We start from the raw sequence: 16,128 nt of genomic DNA, 5'->3' as shown, positions 1-16,128 counted from the left end.
AGATTGTTGATGCTAGTGCGCAGAAAACCGGCTGCGGTACTGCGCCGGGCTCACGCCAAGCTGGCGCTGAAACACGCGCCGCAGGTTCTGTTCTTCGCCATGGCCGGTTTCGGTGGCGATGCTCTTGAGCGGCAGGTCGGTTTCTTCCAGTGCGCGGCAAGCGGCTTCCAATCGCATCGTCTCGACCGTCTTGGCTGGCGTGCGCCCTTGCTCGGCGACATAAGTACGTGCGAAAGTACGCGGACTCATGTTGACGCGGTTGGCGAGATTTTCCACCCGCAGGTCGTTTTTCAAATTAGAGGCAATCCAGGCGTGCAGCTCGGCGAAGCGCGCGTTTTCGGATGATTGCGACACCAGCGGCACGCTGAACTGCGACTGCCCGCCCGGCCGTTTGATGAACATCACCAGTTGCCGCGCCGTCGCTATCGCGACCTTGTGCCCATAGTCTTCTTCCACCAGTGCCAGCGCCAGATCGATGCCGGCCGTGACGCCGGCCGAGGTCCAGACATCCCCTTCGCGGATGAAGATCGGTTCAGGGTCGACGTCGATGTCCGGATATTGCTGTTGCAGCCGCAAGGCCCAGTCCCAGTGCGTAGTCACGCGTCTGCCTTTTAGCAATCCCGCGGCGGCAAGCAGAAATGCGCCCGTGCAGACGGAACACACCCGGCGCGCCTTACCGGCATGACGGCCTATCCATGCCACCAATGCCGGATCGGCCTGAAAGGTTTCGCCGATACTGCCGCCCGGTGCGATCAGCGTGTCCATGCTTTGGCCTTCGAAAGCTTCCAGCGGCTCCGTCATCACGGTCAGACCTGCCCCCGTCAGCAGCGGACCGCCTTGCGAGGACAAGACATGGACTTCATACAAGGGGCGCGGCTCGCTCACGCCTGCGGACAGTGCGGTACGGCTGGCGGTCACGAAGGTTTGCAGCGGACCGCTGAGGTCGATCAGGTTCATGCCCGGATAGGCCAACAAGACAACGCGCAAGGTCTTACCGTGCTTCATGATATTCCCGTGTTTCTGAAGTAAATGATGCCGCGCGCTATGGCTACTGATCAGGCCACAACGGTTTTTTTGGAGCCTGCCGCCATCCAGCGCATGCTGAGAATCGCGCACACTGCCAGCAAAGGCAAGATGGCGATGTTGAGCGCCTGCCAGCCGTAGTGCTCCAGCAGCGGCCCCGCAGCCAGCGTCGCCAGCGCGGTAGCAGCATAGCGTAAAAATTCCGACAGCCCCTGCGCCCTGGCACGCTCGTTGGGACGATACGATTGCGCCAGCAAGGTCGTACCGCCGACGAACATGAAATTCCAGCCGATGCCCAGGCACAGCAAGGCGACATAGAACGCCGGCAAAGTCGTCGACGCCGTAGCGATCAGCGCGCACGCCAGATTCAGCACCACGCCGCTGAGCACAATCGGCCCCAGTCCAAAGCGTTTGATCAAGTGACCGGCAAAGAACGACGGCGCGTACATCCCGACCAGATGCCACTGAATGATGTTGGCGCCATCATTGATACCGTGATGGCAAGCCACCGCAGCCAAGGGTGCGGCGGTCATGATGAACATCATCACCATTGAGCCGACGACGTTGTTTGCCAGCGCCGCGATGAACACCGGCTGACGTGCGATTTCACCGGTTGAACGCGGCGGCGCTTGTGATGCGGACATGGCTGTGTCGATGGCGGCGTCGATATTTTCCACATCGCGGTAGAACGCCAGCAACACGATCATCGACAGCAGGCTGAGCAAGGCCACCATCAGATAGGCGCCGGAAAACAAGGCTGTCGGAAACAAGTCTTTGCTCCAAGCGGCGAGCGCCGGCCCCAGCACCGCAGCAATCACGCCGCCGGTGAGTACGGTGGAAATTGCCCTGCTCTTGAGTTCAGGCCCGACCGCATCGGCGGCGGCTAACCGGTAGTACTGGGCAAAGGCCTGAAACACGCCGACGCCCGCCGTGCCGATACAAAAACTCCAGAAATGCCCATTGAACACCGACCACACTGAAATGGCCCCGCCGACAGCCCCTGCCAGCGCGCCCAGCGCGAAACTGAGCCTCCGTCCCAGCCGCTGGATCAGAAAAGCCGCGAACCACGTCACGACCGCGCCGGCCACAGTAATCAAGGCGAAAGGTAAAGTCGCCAGCGACTTGTCGGGAGCCAACTGATAGCCGGTCAGCGCGGTCAGGGTCAGATCGATCGAGATAGCGCAAGTGAACAAGCCCTGGCATATAGCCAAGATACGGGCATTGCGATACCCTGCCGTGACGCCGCCTGTTTCATCAGCCTTGTAATCCTCACGAGCCTCGCTCAAGGAAGGCTGGCTATCATGTTGATCTTGATGTGATTTTGGCAAGCTCACGTTCCATCCCTATACTGAAATTAGCTAGACTCTGCGAAAGTCGGCTCAACAACTGCCGACACGGATATGCAAGTGAAATTGTCGAATCCACGCACAATGTCGTCAATGACACAAAACTTTCAATTTCTGCCAACGCCTCCGGCGCGGCCGTGCGAACCCATGCGGAAGAACACCTGAGGAGTGCTTATGCTGATGAATGCCAATGAATCCGCCTTGCTGATCATCGACGTGCAGGAAAAGCTGATGCCTGCCATCCACGACGGCGCTGCCGTCCTGGCGCAGAACATCAAACTGGCGACCATCGCCAGCCTTCTCGGCCTGCCGGTCATTGCGACCGAACAGACTCCCGACAAACTGGGCGTGAATCATCCCGACATCAAACGCCTGTGCGACCGCACCTTGGTCAAGACGCACTTCGACGCCTGTGTCGACGGTCTGCCGGCGGCCTTTTTGTCGGCGTGCAAGGAAGTCGTCATCAGCGGCTGCGAAGCACACGTCTGTATGCTGCAAACCGCGATGACGCTGCTGCAGAACGGTTATCGTGTATGGGTAGTGACGGACGCCACGGGTTCGCGCAAGATCACCGACCGCGACGCGGCCTTCACCCGTCTGGCACAGGCCGGCGCGCATCTGGTGACGCTGGAGATGGTGGCGTTCGAATGGATGCGAGACAGCCGCCACCCCTTATTTCGCGAAGTACTTAAGCTAATCAAGTAAACTCTTACCAAGATTATGTAATTATTAAGCAAGCTACCCTGCCGCCAGGCCAGATCAAGCCAGACAAGCTCGCAACTATGTTATTGCTGAGGAGCACAAAACAGTATGTCCAGTTCCACCAATACCGCGCCGATATTGACCGCACCAATGCTTACCGTCCAGGCGCTTCAGGCAGGTTGTGCTGCGTGCAGCATGCACCAGTTGTGCCTGCCCATGGGCCTGGATGAAGCCGACATGCTTCGCCTTGATCAGATCATCGGGCGCCGTCGCCGCGTCAAACGCGATCAAAGCCTGTACCGCATGGACGATACCTTCAATACGCTGTACGCAATTCGCCTGGGCCATTTCAAGACCTATCAGATGAACAGCAATGGAAGCCAGCAGATCACCGGTTTCCAGATGGCCGGCGAGTTGCTGGGCATGGATGCCATCGGCACCAGCCGCCACCAATGCGAGGCCGTGGCGCTGGAAGACAGCGAAGTCTGCGAGATCCCGTTCGGCCAGCTTGAAGCCCTGTTTCAGGACATGCCCGTGTTGCTGCGCCAGTTTCACCGCATCATGAGCAAGGAAATCTCACGCGAGCAAGGCGTCATGCTGGCGCTCAACAACATGAGCGCCCAGCAAAAACTCGCTGCCTTCCTGGTCAACCTGTCGTCACGCTATGCCACACGCGGCTATTCGGCCACGCGCTTCCAGCTACGGATGACGCGTGAAGAAATCGGCAATTATCTTGGCCTCGCCGTCGAGAGCGTCAGTCGCCTGTTGTCCAGCTTCAAGAAGAACGGCATCGTCGACGTGAATCATCGCGATCTGGAACTGCTGGACTTGCCTGCGCTGCGGTCGATTGCGCTGGGTACGCCGGCCTGCTGATCTGCCGTAGAACCGGCAAAGGACTTCAACACAACCACAAACGCATGGCCAATCAAGACACAGTCAAACCATCCTTCCTGCAAGCCCGGCTGGCCCGGGATCATTATCTCGGCCTGCCGCTGACCACCGGCATCCTGACTGCACTCTGCACTATGGCGTTGTTTGCGCTGGTCGCCTTGCACGCGCTTCGCCCAGGCACCCTGCCGGATCTCGATCAACGGATTGCCGACTGGTTTCACGTCCGTGCTTCCAGCAACTTGACGATTGCCGTGCTGGCTTTCACCCATCTGCACGGCACCATCGGGATTCTTTCCATGAGCGCCCTGCTGGCAGCGCGGCTGATCCGCGACAAAGCCTGGGTGTGGTTGCTGGTTCTGCTCGTATCGGTGCCGGGCGGCATGCTGTTTAACTATGGATTGAAATTCATCTTCCAGCGCATGCGACCGCAATTCGACCAGCCTATTCTGGTCTTGCAAAGTTACAGCTTTCCAAGCGGTCACACCATCGGTGCAGCAGTGTTCTACAGCGTGCTGGCGGCCTGGCTGACGACGCAGCCGGCCGGCGCACAACGACGCTTGCCTGTCGTTGCCGCAGCAGTTGCGCTGACTGCGCTGACAGGGCTAAGCCGTATCTATCTCGGCGCACATTTCTTTAGCGACGTGATCGCCGCCATGCTGGAAGGCTGGGGATGGGTTGCTTTTTGGACAACGATTATTTTTACGATACAGCGGCACCAATCGGCGCGAATGTCTTCAAACTGATTCCGAAGTGCTAATAGAATGCCCATGACAGTAAAGCCAGAATCGTCCCGCCACATTGCCGTCATCATCAACGCCCACGCCGGCGCCGGCCATGCACAAGAATTAGCCCAACGCATCATCGACGGTTTCCAGCATTACGAAATACAAGCCCACGTCACGCTGGCCGAAGACGGCGCACAACTCATCAGTGCGGCAGAGAAAGCCGTACAGGAAGGCGCGGAAATCGTCGTCGCCGGTGGCGGCGACGGCAGCGTCAACGCTGTCGCCTCGAAAGTCGCCGGCAGCCGGTCAGCCTTCGGCGTGCTGCCTCTGGGCACGCTCAACCATTTTGCCAAGGACCTGCACATTCCACTCGTACTGGAGGATGCCATCCGCACCGTCGCCCAAGGCAGCCCGCTGGCCATCGATACCGGCGAAGTCAACGGCGTGCTGTTCATCAACAACTCCAGCCTGGGTCTCTATCCGGACATCGTGCGCGATCGGGAAAAACAGCAAAGCCGCCTCGGGCGCGGCAAGTGGCTGGCCTTCTGCTGGGCCGCCATGGAAGCGTTGCGGCGGTATCCCTTCCTCGATGTGCGACTACGCATCGATAACGCCGAACATCATCGGCGCACGCCCTTCGTCTTTATCGGCAACAACGAATATCTGATGGATGGCCTTAACATCGGCACCCGCAAAACCCTTTCCGCCGGCAAGCTGAGCCTCTATGTCTGCCATCGCACCGGCCGGCTCGGGCTGGTGCGCCTGGCGCTGCACGCCTTGTTCGGCAAGCTGAAGGAAGCGCGGGATTTCGACATACTCAGCACTACCGAGATCGAAATTGAAACCCACCTTCGCCGCGCGAAACGGCTACGCGTCGCTACTGACGGCGAAGTCAACATCATGCAGACGCCATTGCGCTATCGCATCAATCCCGCGTCGCTGACTGTCATCGTGCCCAATACGGGCACGACCGCACCGGCGCCGGTCAATGCCACGTCCACAACTACCGAGGAGGCTTGATCATGCGTACCATCGTTCATCTCTCCGACCTCCATTTCGGCCGCATCGACGAGGCGCTGATTGCTCCCATCGTTGCGCAGATACACGAGATTGCACCGGACCTGATCGTCGTTTCCGGCGATCTGACGCAACGGGCAAAATCCGAACAGTTCATGGAGGCGCGCCAGTTTCTCGACGCCTTGCCGCAACCGCAAATCGTGGTGCCGGGGAATCACGACGTGCCGCTGTTCAATGTGATGGCGCGTTTTTTCCGCCCGTTGACGAAATATCGCCGCTATATCACGCAGCAGTTGCAGCCGATTTTTATCGATGAAGAGATTGCAGTGATCGGCATTAATACTGCGCGCTCACTGACCATTAAAGATGGGCGCGTCAATGATCGCCAGATCGAATTAGCGCGCCGTGAGCTGGCGGCAGTCGGCGACCATGTCGTCAAGATCATCGTCACCCATCATCCCTTCGATCTGCCACCCGGCCCTCAGCATCACGATCTGGTCGGCAAAGCCTTGCCGGCCATGCGCGCATTTTCGATCTGCGGCGCCGACGTTCTGCTCGCCGGACACGTGCATACCAGTTCCGCCGCGAGCAGCGCAGGACGCTACGACATCGCGGGCTATTCCGCATTGGTGGTTCAAGCCGGCACCGCCACTTCCACGCGCAGCCGCGGTGAAGCAAACTCGTTCAACGTCTTGCGCGTGGAGCCGCATCGCATTGCCGTTGAACGCATGCATTGGCAAGGCGAGGAAGGAAAATTTGTCCAAACGTCCACGCAAGAGTTCGAGCAACGCGGCAACGAATGGTTTACGGCCTGAGTTCCCGCCTGCGTTTTCGCCTGCGTTTTCGCCTGAATTCCAACTAAGAATCCAGCGCAAAATCTGGTCTGGAGGAAGTAAAAAAGCGCCTCGAATCAGGCGCTTTTTTTATCCATCCAAGATCCAGTCTCTTTGCACTGAAGCGTTATTCCAGAACTTATTTCTTCGCGCCTGGATTACCTGGCATGTTCGGGCTATTGGCTGGAATACTCTTGTCGTCGCCATCGCCACCAGAGGTCGGCGTCTTGGCGCCGGCTTCAGCGGCGCGTTTTTCCTTGCGTTCTGCCGACTTGGTTGCGCGCGACTTGCCTTGCGCATTGTCGCGACTTCATTGGCGCTATTGGCGCCGGCGCCAGCCTTGGTGTCGCCTTCGCCGCCCTTGGTCTGAGCGTGTGCACCGGCACTCAATGCGCCGGCCATCAACAACAGAACGAGTTGCTTTTTCATAGGTATCTCCTTGGATTAGTGGTCGCCGCTGCAATGCGCCCGGCGTGAGTCCATCTTAAGAGCATCTTCAAGGAAATGAAGTCAGAGCGAGTCCCTTGCCATCGTCAGAGGAACGACTGCCACCACGTAAGACGAACAGGGAAGTCACCAGGAAGAACGCGGAATTCAGGCCACCGTCCCTTGATGATAGACAATCAGCCAGCGCGTCGACTCTCGCCGCCATAAGGTCATGCGCTGCGTGATGCGCTCCCCTTGTGTCAACGTATACGTCAGTAAAAAATTGTCCGGTGCAATTTGCTGACAATAAAAATCAGAAGTTTCCCAAGGGTCGTCATGCTGCTGTGCGTGGCGCGCCACCAAGGTGTCGAGAATGAATTGCTTGCTGTAGCGCTGGCCGGAGGCGCCGGTTTCCCAGAATTCCTCGGCCATCATTGCTTCGAAATCAGCGCGGGTAACGCCAAACTCCGGACGATGAAAAATCGGTTCACGTGCGATCAGTTGCTCTTGCACCGACAGCAAACTTTCCGGGGTCTTTCGTTCTGGCATCATGATGGTTATCGCTATGGTTGCCGCTGCGGACCTCTTCATACAACGATCTTATCTAGATGGCGTATTTTCAATGAAATCCGCAATACGATCCAGTGTCGGCGCAAGATGGCGAAACGGACGCGACAGGCTCGCAACAAGCGTCGCGTGGCTTGTATTGTCAAAATAGATTTCCTCGACAGGCACGCGATGATCCCGCAACAGCTGCGCCATGCCACCGGTATTGCGCACGGCATTGACGATCTTGTCCTTGTGCGAAGCAATCAGCAAGGCAGCCGGGCTGTCATCGCCGACATGCCGCACCGGCTGCGAATCCAGCGGTGAATCGGGAAACCAGAATACGGGTTTGACATCGGCATTTTCAATCGGCAGAAAATCGTAGGGCCCGGCAAGACCAATCCAACCGCACAATTGCCGCGGCGAGACACCCGCTCCTTTCAACCAGCGCGCATCCAGGGCGACCATGGCCGCGTTATATGCCCCAGCGCTATGCCCCATGACAAAGACGCGTTTCAGGTCGCCGCCGTATTCTCCGGCGTGCTGAAGCGTCCATGCGACAGCCTGCGCGCTGTCTTTAAGAAACTCCGGATACTTCACCTCCGGATAAACACGGTAATCCGCCACCACCACGATAAATCCACGCGAACTCAGCGCCTCGCCGACGAAGTCGTAATCCTTGCGGCTGCCGTCATTCCAGCTGCCGCCGTAGAAAAACACCACGACAGGCGGCGCTTTGCCGGCCGCCGGCTCGCGAGGAACATAGATATCGAGTTTCTGCCGCGGATTAGCGCCGTAAGGAATATCTGCGGTCTTCTGATAAGCAGCGTCCGGCGTCACCGCATTGAGCACCTTCAGTGGCGAGCAGGCCACCAGACTACCGCCGGCCAGGATCAGCACGCCAACCACCATTAGTATCTTGCCGGACAGACTCATATCTCTACCTTCATCGTTTAATCATTCAGAGTGTCGTTGCAAGGTATGACACCATCAGGAGGAACTAAGTTTTCAATGGCAAAGTGACCACATCAACGGCAACCCGACCTCTTTTCACTTCAGCAAATCGGTAAAAATAGATCAAGTACAGCCTCGCCTTCCGGGACATCCGGAAAGAACCTGATACGCTGCGCAAACAACGGAAAGTCCCGCAGCTCTTCGCCGCTCTGCGGCAACCACTCCAGGTACAGATAGCGCGCTGCCTGCTCCAGCATTTCTTCCGGCCCGGTAACCCGCAGCACTGCACAGCGGCCGGCGGGAATTATCTTCTCGACGATGCCTGTGGAATTCACCCCTATCGCTTGCGCCGTGGCGGCACAAATATCGAGACGAAAATCTTGCGGCGCTACCTCGGCAGGATTGTCGTAGAGGATGTTAAAAGTTGCACTGACAGAAGGCGGCAGGTGGTGTTGCTTGCGCCAGTCAATAAAGTGACGCACCGAGTCGCCAATACCGCGCGGATCGCCGCGATGCTCGAATGCGGCAACCCGTGTAACGTTGAAATCGACGATCTTGACGTCTTCAGCGCTATACGTATTCTGCATGGTGATGATCCTCAGTTCTTTCAATGATTGATAGATGGCATGCCAGGGATCCCACTGCGGCTGTTCGCGAAAACCGGACGGTGACTGACCGCCCTCCTTCTTGAATGCGCGGGAAAACGATTCGGGTGTTTCGTAGCCATTGGCCAATGCGATGTCGATGATCTGATCATCCCGAAACGCCAATTGATACGAGGCGCGCCGCATACGCCTCAACTGCACGTAGCGATACACGTTGACGCCGAACAAGCCGGTGAACTGCCGATGAAAGTGATACTTCGAAAATGCCGCCACGCTGCTCAGCCGCTCCACCGACAAATCGCCATCGAGGTGATTGTCGATATGGTCAAGAACCTTGCGGAATCGGCTGTAGAAGCGGCTAGAGACTTGGCTGTCTTCGCGTCCGGGCATTGCTCCGTTCAAATTATCACCTGCATCATCGTCCATATGGCCATTCATCTGTTTTCCCTCGAACCTGGAATCCAAAGATTATCGAAATACGATCACAGCGACCTGACCGATCTTGCTCAATGCATTGAATTCGCATCACCGATTGCTCAGAACAACTCTTTTTGCCCCGTAATCAGTGCCGCAAAGTCATCCTGCAAAAAAGGCAGGATGGCGTCCGCCACCGGCTGCAACTGACGCGTGACGTAGTGGTCGTAGTCGATCGCCGAACGCCGCGTCTCAGGCATCTCCAATGGTTCCGGGCCTGTTGTGGTCATGACATAGCTGATCCAGCCACGGTTCTGATATTGCAGCGGACGTCCCTGCTCACGGTTCAATTCGTCCGCCATACGCGCCGCGCGCACGTGTGGCGGCACATTGCGCTCGTAGGCGTCCAACGGACGGCGCAAACGCTTGCGGTAGACCAGCGCATCGTCGCGTTCACCACGCAGCGTGCTTGCCACGTAGTCGCGCACATAGGACTGGTAAGACTCACGCCGGAAGATGCGCCGATACAGTTCTTGCTGGAACTGCTGCGCCAACGGCGTCCAGTCGGTGCGCACGGTTTCCAGCCCCTTATAGACCATTTCCTCGCTGCCGTCGGGCTTGACGATCATGCCTGCGTAGCGCTTCTTGCTGCCGAAGTCGGTACCGCGCACGTTGGGCATGAGAAAGCGGCGGTAATGTGTTTCGTATTGCAGCTCCAGCGCACTATCCAGTCCGTATTGCTCCTGCAGATGGGCACGCCACCAGCCGTTGACGTGCTGCACCAGCGCATTGCCGATGGCATCGGCTTCCTGCTCGCCATGCGCCGATTTCAGCCAGACAAAGGTAGAGTCGGTATCACCGTAAATCACCTGATAACCCTGCGCCTCGATCAGCTCACGGGTGCGATGCATGATCTCGTGGCCGCGCATGGTGATCGACGACGCCAGCCGCGCATCGAAGAAGCGGCAGATGGTCGCGCCGAGCACGCCATACAGGGAGTTCATGATGATTTTCAAGGCCTGCGACAGAGGCTTGTTTTGCTGACGCTTGGCGACTTCGCGTCCCTGCCAGATTTTTGCGATGATGGCCGGCAAGCTGTGCTTGGTGCGCGAGAAGCGCGCACCGCGAAATCCCGGTATCGAGTCTGCGTCATCCGGATGCGCCAGCCCCTCGATCAGGCCCACGGGATCAATCAGAAAGGTACGAATGATGGACGGATACAGGCTCTTGTAATCCAGCACTAGCACCGAGTCATAGAGGCCCGCCTGCGAATCCATGACGAAGCCGCCCGGGCTTGACTCCGGCGGCGTATCGCCAAGATTGGGGGCGACAAAGCCCTGGCGATGCATGTGCGGCATATACAGATGACTGAACGCCGCCACCGAACCACCGGTGCGATCTGCGGGCAAGCCGGTCACCGAAGCGCGTTCCAGCATGAAATCCAGCAATTGCGTCTTGGCGAAAATCCGCGTGACCAGCTCACAATCCTTGAGGTTGTAGACCGCCAGTGCCGGCTTGTCTTCGGCAAAGCGCCGGTCGATTTCGTCCATGCGCTGATAGGCGTTGTCGATCGCCTTGCCCTCGCCCAGCAACGTCTGCGCAACCGATTCCAGACTGAAGGAGGGGAAATTCCAGGTCGCCGCGCGCAATGACTCGATGCCGTCGATGATCAGGCGGCCTGCCGCCGACGCAAAATAGTGATTCTCGTTGTAACCGTGTTCGCGCCACTCCAGCTCGCTGCCGTCGCGACCGAAGCGCAACGGCGTCTTGAAGCGCTCGGCATGTTCCTGCAATACGCGCAGATCAAATTGCACCACGTTCCAACCGATGATGACGTCGGGATCGTGTCGCGCCATCCATTGATTGAGTTTTTCCAGCATCAGCTGGCGGCTGTCGCAATACTCCATGCCGAAGTCGATACAGGACGCGTCGCCGTTCGGCGGGCCGAGCATGTAGACCTGCCGCTGTCCGCAACCTTCCAGTGCGATCGAATAAAGATCGCCGTGCATGGTTGTCTCGATATCCAGCGACACCAGTTTCAGTTGCGGACGGTAATCCGGTGCTGGTTTGAGCTGGACATTCAGCAAGGGCGTTTTGGCGCTGCCCGCTTTTTCGCTCTGCTCTCCGCTGAACTGCACCGGCGCCGTGATGAAGCGTTCCATCAGATAACGTTCCGGCGGGCGGATGTCGGCTTCGTAGACGCTGATGCCGTATTCCTTGAGCAGCTTGTCGATCTTCATCAGTTGCCGGTGTTGCTGGCAATACAATCCCAGCACCGGACGGCGCTGGAAGTCGGTCAGTTCAAGTGGGCGCAATTCGTAATTGCGCTCATTGCGCAATACCTTCTCGGCCTGCTCGCGTTGCTCTGCCGGGATAAACGCCACCGACTTTTGCATCGGCAATCGCACCAGCCGCGGCCCCTCGTCCGTCGCCAGCCAGAACTCGACTTCCGTCCCGGCAGGCGTGTCGCGCCAATGCCGGGTCAGGACAAAGCCCTGCTGCTGGCTGGATAGGCTGGATTGATCAGGTAACGGTTGCTGCATTGCTTGACGGCTTTCTTTGCGCCCTATCCCGAGATGGGACGGTGAACGCGGAGGTTCTTTGCATTATTTTACGAAGCCGCAAAGTATAGGGGATTCGCGGCGGATTCACCTGAGGCAGCGCACTCTCGCGGCGTTGAAAGACGTGCGCACGTTGTTGCGTGCAGGATAAAACGATATTGCATCCTGCAAACCAGCGACTTATATTATTCGCCTCTACACCCTGTTGCTGCCTCCTTCTGTCGCCATGATGAAAACGCCGATTCTCCGCTTGTCACTGAGCTTATTATTCGCGCTGTCACTGCTGGCCTCGACCGCCCGCGCACAAGAAGCCTGCGTCAGCGCCAATCCGGTCATCGGCGCCATGCAGGCGCAGTGGAACAATGCACGCACCGAAACCACCGCGGCATTCACCGACGGTTTTGTGCCCGTGACGCTGATGCTACTGCCAGTGGATGAAGCCGAGACCAAATACGGCAAGCTGGCGGTCAAGTCGAAGAACGCGATGCGCTTCACCAACCGCTACGGCTGGCGTATCGAGACCGAAGGCGACTACTGGGTCGCCGCCGACGCACCGGCATGGATGGATGTCATCGACGACACGAATGGCAAGCAAGCGCTGGAACCACTTACCTTCAATCACGGCCTGCGCTGCGCCGGGATTCACAAGGCCTTGAAATTCCATCTCCCCGCCGGGATCTACACCTTGCTGATCGCATCGGAAGACGTGGACAAGGTCAAAGTATCCGCCGGACGTGAGACACCACCCGAGTGACGCATCACGCCTGACGCGGTGAGCCGTCAATGATGTCACCGAGGCGATCGGCAAGATTTCGGCCTTGATCAGACGATGCGCCGATCTCCACCGGATCAATGGCTGACCGCAATCTCGGCAAGGCTTCCGGATAATCCCTGGCGATGAAGGCGATCATCGATTCGCGAATGGCGCAGCGCAAATCGAAAGCATTGCCCGAGTTTTGCGCGCTGACCAGCATGCGGATCTGCATCGCGCGATCGCTGGCATCGGTGACCTGCAAGACACAGACCCGGCCATCCCATTGCGGGGCCTGCTTGCAGACCCGTTCAAATTCGGCGCGCAGCTTCTCCACCGGCAGGCAAAAATCCAGCCACAGAAAAACCGTGCCGAGAATGGTCGACGAGGTATGCGTCCAGTTTTCAAACGGGTTTTCAATGAACCACTGCAGCGGCACGATCATGCGCCGCTCATCCCAGATGCGCACGACGACAAAGGTACCAGTGATTTCCTCCACCCGCCCCCATTCGCCATTGACGATCAGCACGTCGTCGAGGCGTATCGGCTGCGAGAAAGCGATTTGCAGACCGGCAATGAAATTCCCCAGCACCGGCCTTGCAGCAATACCGGCGACCAGACCGGCTACGCCTGCCGAGGCCAGCAAACTCGCGCCGAACTGGCGTGCGCCCGGCAAGGTCAGCAGCACAAACGAGAACCCCAGCAAACCGACGATGAAATACGCGCTGCGCGTCAACACCCTTGTCTGCGTCAAAATGCGGCGCGCCTTGAGGTTGTCGGCGACATCGTAGGGATTGAGCTGAATCACCGTGGCGCTGACCGACACGATGCATCTCATAACGAACCAGGTCAGCGCGAGTATCAGGGCCACCGTGCACAGATAAGACAAAGACCGCAGACCCGGCGTGTCGTCCGGCGCGGCCGTCAGCACCACTCGGATGGCGAACAAGGCGACGCACACCTGGCTGGCACGAAACGCAATGCGGGTAACGTTGGTGGTGTACGGGCGATTGCGCACCAGTTTGCGTACCAGCACAATGCCGATGCGATGCAGGATGACGGCGATCACCACCGCCACCACAGCGGCGGCAGCGACGATCAACCCTGACTGCAAAGGCCCGGGCTCCACGCCGTTAAGAAATGGCAACTCCATTGGCAACTCCTGTTTGTGTCCTGTTTGTGCATAGGTGTAACAAACAAGATGATCGCCATTAAGGGACGACAGTTCCCCAGCTTGATTTTTTGACAACCAATGAAGCGTCCCAGATAAACTGCGACGGCAATAAAAAAGCCGGAAGTTTTTGCTTCCGGCTTTGCTTCTTGCTTACGCCCTTGATCTGGCGGTGTACTGTCAGTACTCAGGCATTCTTCCATTCTGCTGTACGTTTCTGCAGGAAGGCATTGACGCCCTCTTTCTGATCCTGCGTATCGAACAGATCGATGAACAGTTCGCGCTCGACCGGCAAGGTCGTTGCCAAAGGATTGTGGCGCGCGCCCTGGATCAGCTTCTTGCTCGCCGTTACGCTGGATGGGCTTTGCTTGTCGACTTGCTTTGCCAGCTCCAGCGCGCGTTGTTTTGCCTGACCTTGCGGCACGACTTCTTCCACCAGGCCGATGCGCAATGCCGTCTCGGCGTTGACGCGCTCGCCGCACAGGATCATGCGCTTGGCCCAGCCTTCGCCGACCAGCCACGGCAGCAACTGGGTGCCGCCCGCACAAGGCAGCAAACCGACTGAGGCTTCCGGCAAAGCCATCTGCGCCTGCGCCTCGGCGATGCGGATGTCGCAGGCCAACGCGCACTCAAGACCGCCGCCCATGGCATAACCGTTGATGGCCGCAATCGATACGCCGCGGAACTGGCTCAACGTCTCAAACGCCTCGCCGAAACGGCGCGCCATCTCACGCGCGAGCGCCTTGTCACCATCGGCGAACAATTTCAGGTCGGCGCCTGCGGAAAAGAATTTCTCGCCTTCGCCGGTCACCACCATGCTGTAGATATTGCGGTCGTTGTTGAGATCGGTGACAAGACGCTTGATATCGATCAGGCCTTCGCGCGTCCAGGTGTTGGCAGGCGGATGGGCGAGCGTGACGACGGCAGTATGGCCGACAACTTCCAGACGCAAATTGGTATAACTGGTCATCGAATATCCTCGTTGGATTCGTTATTGAGCAGATGGCGCGCAATGATCACACGCATGATTTCATTGGTGCCTTCCAGAATCTGATGCACGCGCACGTCACGGAAATAACGCTCCAGCGGATATTCACGGATGTAGCCATAGCCGCCGTGAATTTGCAGCGCTTCATTACAGATCTTGAAGCCCAGATCGGTGGCGAAACGTTTTGCCATCGCGCAGTAGGTGGTGGCGTTGGGGGACTTGGAGTCGAGCTTGACCGCCGCCAGACGCACCATCTGGCGTGCTGCGACCAGTTCGGTCTGCATGTCGGCCAGCTTGAATTGCAGCGCCTGGAAGTCGGCGATCGGACGGCCGAACTGCTTGCGTTCTTTCATGTAAGCATGTGCGGCATCTAGTGCTGCCTGCGCGGCGCCGACGGAACAGGTGGCGATGTTGATACGGCCGCCGTCGAGTCCCTTCATGGCGAACTTGAAGCCTTCGCCTTCCTGCCCCAGCAAGTGATTGGCCGGCACCTTGACGTTGTCGAAGCTGATGGTGCGCGTGGGCTGACTGTTCCAGCCCATCTTGACTTCCTTCTTGCCATAGCTGATGCCCGGCGTATTGGCGGGCAAGACAAGCGCCGAAATACCTTTGGCACCGTCACCACCGGTGCGCGCCATCACGACCAGTACGTCCGTCGCGCCCGCGCCCGAGATAAAGGCCTTGGATCCGTTGACGATGTAATGACCATCCACCAGTTTGGCGGTGGTTTTGAGCGATGCCGCGTCGGAACCGGAACCGGGTTCGGTCAGGCAGTAGGAACCAATCTTCTTGCCCACGGCCAGGTCGCCGCACCAGGCCGCCTTGACCTCCGGCGTGGCCCAGGAGGCAATCATCCAGCTCACCATATTGTGAATCGTCAGGAAAGCCGCCGTCGACGGACAGGCGTGCGCCAGTTCTTCAAACACGACGGTCGCGTCAAGACGCGTCAGACCGAGGCCGCCGACCTCTTCCGGCGTGTACAAACCGCAGAAACCGAGTTCGCCTGCCTTGGCGATGACGTCAACCGGGAAATGCGATTCTTCATCCCACTTCGCCGCGTGGGGAGCCATCTCGCCGGCGGCGAAATCGCGTGCGCTGCTCTGGAAGGCCAGTTGGTCTTCGTTCAGTTCAAAATCCATGTTGTCTCCTGAGGTCTATTTTGTGTTTGGCAAAAG

Annotated in this window: 16 protein-coding genes; 6 read left to right on the top strand and 10 right to left on the bottom strand. The window is 58.3% G+C overall.

From position 1 onward, the window contains the following. Nucleotides 1-12: 12 nt before the first annotated feature. On the bottom strand, nt 13-1,005 hold the full coding sequence (locus tag hmeg3_RS10870; protein ID WP_094563733.1) for a GlxA family transcriptional regulator: 993 nt from the start codon (nt 1,003-1,005) through the stop codon (nt 13-15). A gap of 50 nt (nt 1,006-1,055) precedes the next feature. Then, entirely contained in the window at nt 1,056-2,309 is a 1,254-nt protein-coding gene (locus tag hmeg3_RS10865) for an MFS transporter (RefSeq protein ID WP_094566261.1), read from the bottom strand. 234 nt (nt 2,310-2,543) lie between these two features. Here hmeg3_RS10865 and hmeg3_RS10860 point away from each other — a divergent pair, with 234 nt between their 5' ends. From hmeg3_RS10860 to hmeg3_RS10840, 5 genes are all read left to right on the top strand, one after another. Continuing rightward, nucleotides 2,544-3,074: an isochorismatase family protein gene (locus tag hmeg3_RS10860; protein ID WP_094563732.1), complete on the top strand. Its 531-nt coding sequence runs from the start codon at nt 2,544-2,546 to the stop codon at nt 3,072-3,074. 105 nt (nt 3,075-3,179) lie between these two features. Continuing rightward, complete coding sequence (gene fnr, locus hmeg3_RS10855) at nt 3,180-3,944, top strand: fumarate/nitrate reduction transcriptional regulator Fnr (protein ID WP_094563731.1); 765 nt, start codon at nt 3,180-3,182, stop codon at nt 3,942-3,944. Nucleotides 3,945-3,988: 44 nt separating this feature from the next. After that, on the top strand, nt 3,989-4,705 hold the full coding sequence (locus hmeg3_RS10850) for a phosphatase PAP2 family protein (protein ID WP_094563730.1): 717 nt from the start codon (nt 3,989-3,991) through the stop codon (nt 4,703-4,705). Between the two features lie 24 nt (nt 4,706-4,729). Beyond that, nucleotides 4,730-5,707: a diacylglycerol kinase family protein gene (locus tag hmeg3_RS10845; RefSeq protein ID WP_094563729.1), complete on the top strand. Its 978-nt coding sequence runs from the start codon at nt 4,730-4,732 to the stop codon at nt 5,705-5,707. Between the two features lie 2 nt (nt 5,708-5,709). Continuing rightward, nucleotides 5,710-6,519 carry a metallophosphoesterase gene (locus tag hmeg3_RS10840; protein WP_094563728.1) on the top strand — a complete coding sequence of 270 codons (810 nt, stop codon included), beginning with the start codon at nt 5,710-5,712 and terminating at the stop codon, nt 6,517-6,519. Nucleotides 6,520-6,627: 108 nt separating this feature from the next. On the opposite strand, the gene hmeg3_RS10835 is transcribed toward hmeg3_RS10840, so the two are convergent. The 5 genes from hmeg3_RS10835 to hmeg3_RS10815 all read right to left on the bottom strand — a co-directional run bounded on the left by hmeg3_RS10835 (nt 6,628) and on the right by hmeg3_RS10815 (nt 12,025). Next, entirely contained in the window at nt 6,628-6,966 is a 339-nt protein-coding gene (locus hmeg3_RS10835) for a hypothetical protein (RefSeq protein ID WP_094563727.1), read from the bottom strand. Nucleotides 6,967-7,131: 165 nt separating this feature from the next. Then, nucleotides 7,132-7,515: a DUF4440 domain-containing protein gene (locus hmeg3_RS10830; protein WP_094563726.1), complete on the bottom strand. Its 384-nt coding sequence runs from the start codon at nt 7,513-7,515 to the stop codon at nt 7,132-7,134. A gap of 48 nt (nt 7,516-7,563) precedes the next feature. Further along, a complete protein-coding gene (locus hmeg3_RS10825) occupies nt 7,564-8,445 on the bottom strand; it encodes an alpha/beta hydrolase (RefSeq protein WP_094563725.1) in 882 nt (293 codons plus the stop codon). A gap of 119 nt (nt 8,446-8,564) precedes the next feature. Then, nucleotides 8,565-9,470: a GyrI-like domain-containing protein gene (locus hmeg3_RS10820; RefSeq protein ID WP_232511954.1), complete on the bottom strand. Its 906-nt coding sequence runs from the start codon at nt 9,468-9,470 to the stop codon at nt 8,565-8,567. 134 nt (nt 9,471-9,604) lie between these two features. Further along, nucleotides 9,605-12,025, bottom strand: a complete 2,421-nt coding sequence (locus hmeg3_RS10815) for a DNA polymerase II (RefSeq protein WP_094563724.1) — start codon at nt 12,023-12,025, stop codon at nt 9,605-9,607. Between the two features lie 268 nt (nt 12,026-12,293). Here hmeg3_RS10815 and hmeg3_RS10810 point away from each other — a divergent pair, with 268 nt between their 5' ends. Then, nucleotides 12,294-12,797 (top strand): hypothetical protein, encoded by a 504-nt coding sequence (locus tag hmeg3_RS10810; protein ID WP_157739250.1) that lies wholly within the window; start codon nt 12,294-12,296, stop codon nt 12,795-12,797. Nucleotides 12,798-12,801: 4 nt separating this feature from the next. Here the strand turns inward: hmeg3_RS10810 and hmeg3_RS10805 are convergent, their stop codons facing one another. The 3 genes from hmeg3_RS10805 to hmeg3_RS10795 all read right to left on the bottom strand — a co-directional run bounded on the left by hmeg3_RS10805 (nt 12,802) and on the right by hmeg3_RS10795 (nt 16,092). Further along, nucleotides 12,802-13,947: a mechanosensitive ion channel family protein gene (locus hmeg3_RS10805; protein WP_094563722.1), complete on the bottom strand. Its 1,146-nt coding sequence runs from the start codon at nt 13,945-13,947 to the stop codon at nt 12,802-12,804. A 205-nt stretch (nt 13,948-14,152) separates the two neighbouring features. Next, the gene (locus tag hmeg3_RS10800; protein WP_094563721.1) at nt 14,153-14,935 is read right to left on the bottom strand and encodes an enoyl-CoA hydratase; all 783 of its coding nucleotides are present in this window, start codon (nt 14,933-14,935) and stop codon (nt 14,153-14,155) included. Continuing rightward, a complete protein-coding gene (locus hmeg3_RS10795; RefSeq protein WP_094563720.1) occupies nt 14,932-16,092 on the bottom strand; it encodes an acyl-CoA dehydrogenase family protein in 1,161 nt (386 codons plus the stop codon). Before hmeg3_RS10795 ends, hmeg3_RS10800 begins: the two co-directional genes overlap by 4 nt. Nucleotides 16,093-16,128: the final 36 nt, after the last annotated feature.

The organism is Herbaspirillum sp. meg3 (assembly GCF_002257565.1).
Taxonomy (GTDB): Bacteria; Pseudomonadota; Gammaproteobacteria; order Burkholderiales; family Burkholderiaceae_D; genus Herbaspirillum.
Note: the sequence above shows the minus strand (reverse complement) of the source record. Positions and strands in the feature narration are given on the sequence as shown.

Excerpts from the sequence above, each read along its gene's own strand:
- fnr (WP_094563731.1), top strand. The coding sequence starts at position 3,180 with ATGTCCAGTTCCACCAATACCGCGCCGATATTGACCGCACCAATGCTT.
- hmeg3_RS10860 (WP_094563732.1), top strand. The coding sequence starts at position 2,544 with ATGCTGATGAATGCCAATGAATCCGCCTTGCTGATCATCGACGTGCAG.
- hmeg3_RS10795 (WP_094563720.1), bottom strand. The coding sequence starts at position 16,092 with ATGGATTTTGAACTGAACGAAGACCAACTGGCCTTCCAGAGCAGCGCA.
- hmeg3_RS10815 (WP_094563724.1), bottom strand. The coding sequence starts at position 12,025 with ATGCAGCAACCGTTACCTGATCAATCCAGCCTATCCAGCCAGCAGCAG.
- hmeg3_RS10825 (WP_094563725.1), bottom strand. The coding sequence starts at position 8,445 with ATGAGTCTGTCCGGCAAGATACTAATGGTGGTTGGCGTGCTGATCCTG.
- hmeg3_RS10870 (WP_094563733.1), bottom strand. The coding sequence starts at position 1,005 with ATGAAGCACGGTAAGACCTTGCGCGTTGTCTTGTTGGCCTATCCGGGC.
- hmeg3_RS10850 (WP_094563730.1), top strand. The coding sequence starts at position 3,989 with ATGGCCAATCAAGACACAGTCAAACCATCCTTCCTGCAAGCCCGGCTG.
- hmeg3_RS10800 (WP_094563721.1), bottom strand. The coding sequence starts at position 14,935 with ATGACCAGTTATACCAATTTGCGTCTGGAAGTTGTCGGCCATACTGCC.
- hmeg3_RS10830 (WP_094563726.1), bottom strand. The coding sequence starts at position 7,515 with ATGATGCCAGAACGAAAGACCCCGGAAAGTTTGCTGTCGGTGCAAGAG.
- hmeg3_RS10845 (WP_094563729.1), top strand. The coding sequence starts at position 4,730 with ATGACAGTAAAGCCAGAATCGTCCCGCCACATTGCCGTCATCATCAAC.
- hmeg3_RS10840 (WP_094563728.1), top strand. The coding sequence starts at position 5,710 with ATGCGTACCATCGTTCATCTCTCCGACCTCCATTTCGGCCGCATCGAC.
- hmeg3_RS10805 (WP_094563722.1), bottom strand. The coding sequence starts at position 13,947 with ATGGAGTTGCCATTTCTTAACGGCGTGGAGCCCGGGCCTTTGCAGTCA.
- hmeg3_RS10835 (WP_094563727.1), bottom strand. The coding sequence starts at position 6,966 with ATGAAAAAGCAACTCGTTCTGTTGTTGATGGCCGGCGCATTGAGTGCC.